The organism is Zoogloea oleivorans, assembly GCF_008107625.1.
In the GTDB taxonomy this organism is placed as follows: Bacteria; Pseudomonadota; Gammaproteobacteria; order Burkholderiales; family Rhodocyclaceae; genus Zoogloea; species Zoogloea oleivorans.
The window spans coordinates 1-2865 of sequence record NZ_SDKK01000074.1; the positions used below are offsets into that span (position 1 = coordinate 1).

General features: G+C 41.8%; 3 protein-coding genes. All 3 read left to right on the top strand.

The features are described 5' to 3' along the window. Nucleotides 1–801 precede the first annotated feature (801 nt). Nucleotides 802–2085 carry a tyrosine-type recombinase/integrase gene (locus ETQ85_RS25695; RefSeq protein ID WP_148581822.1) on the top strand — a complete coding sequence of 428 codons (1284 nt, stop codon included), beginning with the start codon at nucleotides 802–804 and terminating at the stop codon, nucleotides 2083–2085. Nucleotides 2086–2088: 3 nt separating this feature from the next. Continuing rightward, nucleotides 2089–2748, top strand: a complete 660-nt coding sequence (locus tag ETQ85_RS25700) for a hypothetical protein (protein WP_148581823.1) — start codon at nucleotides 2089–2091, stop codon at nucleotides 2746–2748. 32 nt (nucleotides 2749–2780) lie between these two features. Then, a partial coding sequence (locus ETQ85_RS27560) for a helix-turn-helix domain-containing protein (RefSeq protein WP_222862320.1) occupies nucleotides 2781–2865 on the top strand: 85 nt, incomplete at its 3' end.

Here is a 2865-nt window from a genome sequence, read left to right on the forward strand (position 1 = left end):
GGGATTGAAAGTTGTTTTGGAATGTCCAGTTCCAATGTATTCGTTATCAAGACGAATACCCTAGGCCGAACCTACGCCCTCATTGAACACAGCTGGATCAGTTATCCCTGAATGGGCGGACGAGATTGAAAGTTGTTTTGGAATGTTCAGTTCCGAAGTGCGTGCTACTAAAAATGGTTACCTTACGCCGAACCTGCGCCTTCACTGAACATCGCTGGAGAAGTCGTTAATAAATACGTAGGCAAGATTGAATGTTGTCTTGCGTCTGCGTCGATTCTCGCTCTATCCCTTTAAATGCGGCTAAACCTGCCCCCTCAAAGAACGCATTTGGTCGAAAGAGATTAAAAGCGTCAGGGTGTGTGTGGACTTGAGCGCAAGGACTGCCAACTTATCTTGGATTTCTAAGAAGCCCTGATTAAATCTGTTTTGGTGACGCTCGAAGTTTGCAAACCATTGCTTTTGATTTGCACGGACATCTGAATATCGAATAAATCAGTGCCCCCCATGCATCTAGCTAGTAGTAGGCATGCGGTCGCCTCTTCTGGTCTTATGGCATTTCTGTCTGTACTTGGCTGGAGTAGATGGAAGTGTCTAGGGTTCGCTCAAATTCCTAAACATAAAATAAATTAAGTTTTTAGGTTGTGCCTGGGATGAATGCCATTGCAAGGCGTTGAAAATAAAAGAGATTTTGTTGATTCGCCTCGGTTTGGATTTCTGGTTTTTAACCTGAACGGAAGGGCATAACTTATTTTTTAAAAAATCGCTTAGCCTTTTTTTGGGGTCTGCTATATTGTTCCTCGTATGAAATATCCCGCCGAAAAAACTATTTTTATTGTCCGACAGGTTGAGATGGCAACCGGGGACCGAGTATGGCTGTTGGTTGATGTTGAAGGTTTTCCTGATTTTGATTCGACGATTTACTTGATGAGCCTTTATCAGGAAAAAAAAGCATCGAATACGTTAAGAAGCGCCGCTAATGCTATTAGGATCGTTAAGCAGTTCTTGCTTGGTAATCGCATTGATCTGAAAGCGAGATTCCGGGAAGGGAACATACTCTTCAGAAGTGAGGTGGCTGCTCTCGTTGCTCGTTGTGGGGATGCAGTAAAGAAAACGATCACAAACAGAAAAGTTGTCTCGATGGCTAAAACAAAAGTAAATTCCAAAGTTGACGCATTTTTTGTTGATGCCAGCACTAAGAGAATTAGGGCCTACTACGCTGGAAAGTTCTTAATGTATTTGGTGGATCGCGAAATTGAGTTGCTGAGCTACAAGGATAAAAGAGGAGAGTTTTTGATTAAAAAAAAGGAGGAGTTTGAAAAAATTCTTAATATGTTAGTGCCTCCAAAGAGAAAAAATGAGTTGGATCCTGAAAAACCATTGGCGCCGGCCTCCATCGAAAAGGTGATGGGGCTAGTGGCTGGAGAATGCGCTGAGCTTGAGGCAGAAATTTTTCATCTTCAAAAAACTAGAGTACGAAATCTTCTTATTGTTGAGATTTTAATATCGACTGGAATTCGGGTCTCTGAAATCGCAGTGCTGCAGATTGACAGCATTGATGAAGATTTCCTAATTATAAAAAAGGATAAAAATGGAAATATGGATACAAGGGCTGATCGACCTGGTTTTAAAACTCGGTCGCGTGTCATTCGAATAAATTCTGAATTGATGAGTCGTTTGGGTAACTACATTTCGGCCAGATCAGGTGGTCGTCCACGAAAAGCTAAACATCCGTATGTATTTTGTGCGAATGGAGAGAAAGCTAGCCCGCTCTCTATTTCCTCGTTTTATAGGATAGTACGAAAGCTTGAAGGTCTTTATGGCCCAGAATGGCAAAAAAAAATAAGTCCACATGTACTTCGGCATTCATTTTTTGATACGTGGTTTCGAGAGGCCAATGAAAAATATGATTTTAAAAACAACCCGCACCTTTTCGAAAAAGTTGTAACTGCAGCAGAGATGACTGGAGGGTGGGCGCCGGGTTCAAAGATGGTTGAGCATTATAAGCAACGTTATATTCACGAGCAGGCGTCGGAGGTGACGCTTGGGACCCAGAAGAGAATGCTCGGAAAATTTAAAGGTGTGTAAAAAATGAATAATAAGAAATCAGAAAATTATGTTGATAACATGGGTGAAGATGAGTCCATGTTGTCTAAGTCGTACATTTCTAACGAGATGTACGACTTAGACAAGCCGATTATTACTCAGTGGGGCGGAAAAATTATTCCACGAGATGAAAAGTGGTTTCTTGAAGAGTGGTCTATAAATTTTTCTAAGCTATTGCCTTATGCGTCAGCAAGCTTTGTATCTAGGTTTAAAGTGTTGATGGCGCTTAGGTGCCAAATTAATGCATATATGACTGTTCAAGGATACTATATAGTCATTATATCGTTGCTGAGGTTTTTACACTCTCGCGGGTGTATTGAAATTAATGTTATTACAAGTGAACATTTGCTTTGGTGGCGAGCAGCACTTGTGAAAGCCGATCGAGAATACGTTCTTGGGTCATTAAGACGTTTTTTTCTAGATTCAGCGGATATGCTTAATGAACCTCTCGTGGATACTGAGGCGGCAACCTTATTGGCAAGGTTCGTTATTCCTGGAGGACCAAAGGGAGAAAGGGTCAACGATCCTGATAAAGGAAGAATGACTCTTGCTGAACGGCAGATTTTTGAAACGAAGGCTAGGCAAGCATTTGAAAAAGGTAATATTGATTTCTCGGATTTTTTAACTCGGCGCGCTCTAGACTGAAGTGCAACACCCCGATTTGGTAGGGTGTATGCATGGGAACTCACTACAGCCAGTTGTCGATGGACGAACGTAATCAGATTCATCGGTGCAGCAATGAGGGATTGAGTCTTCGGGCAA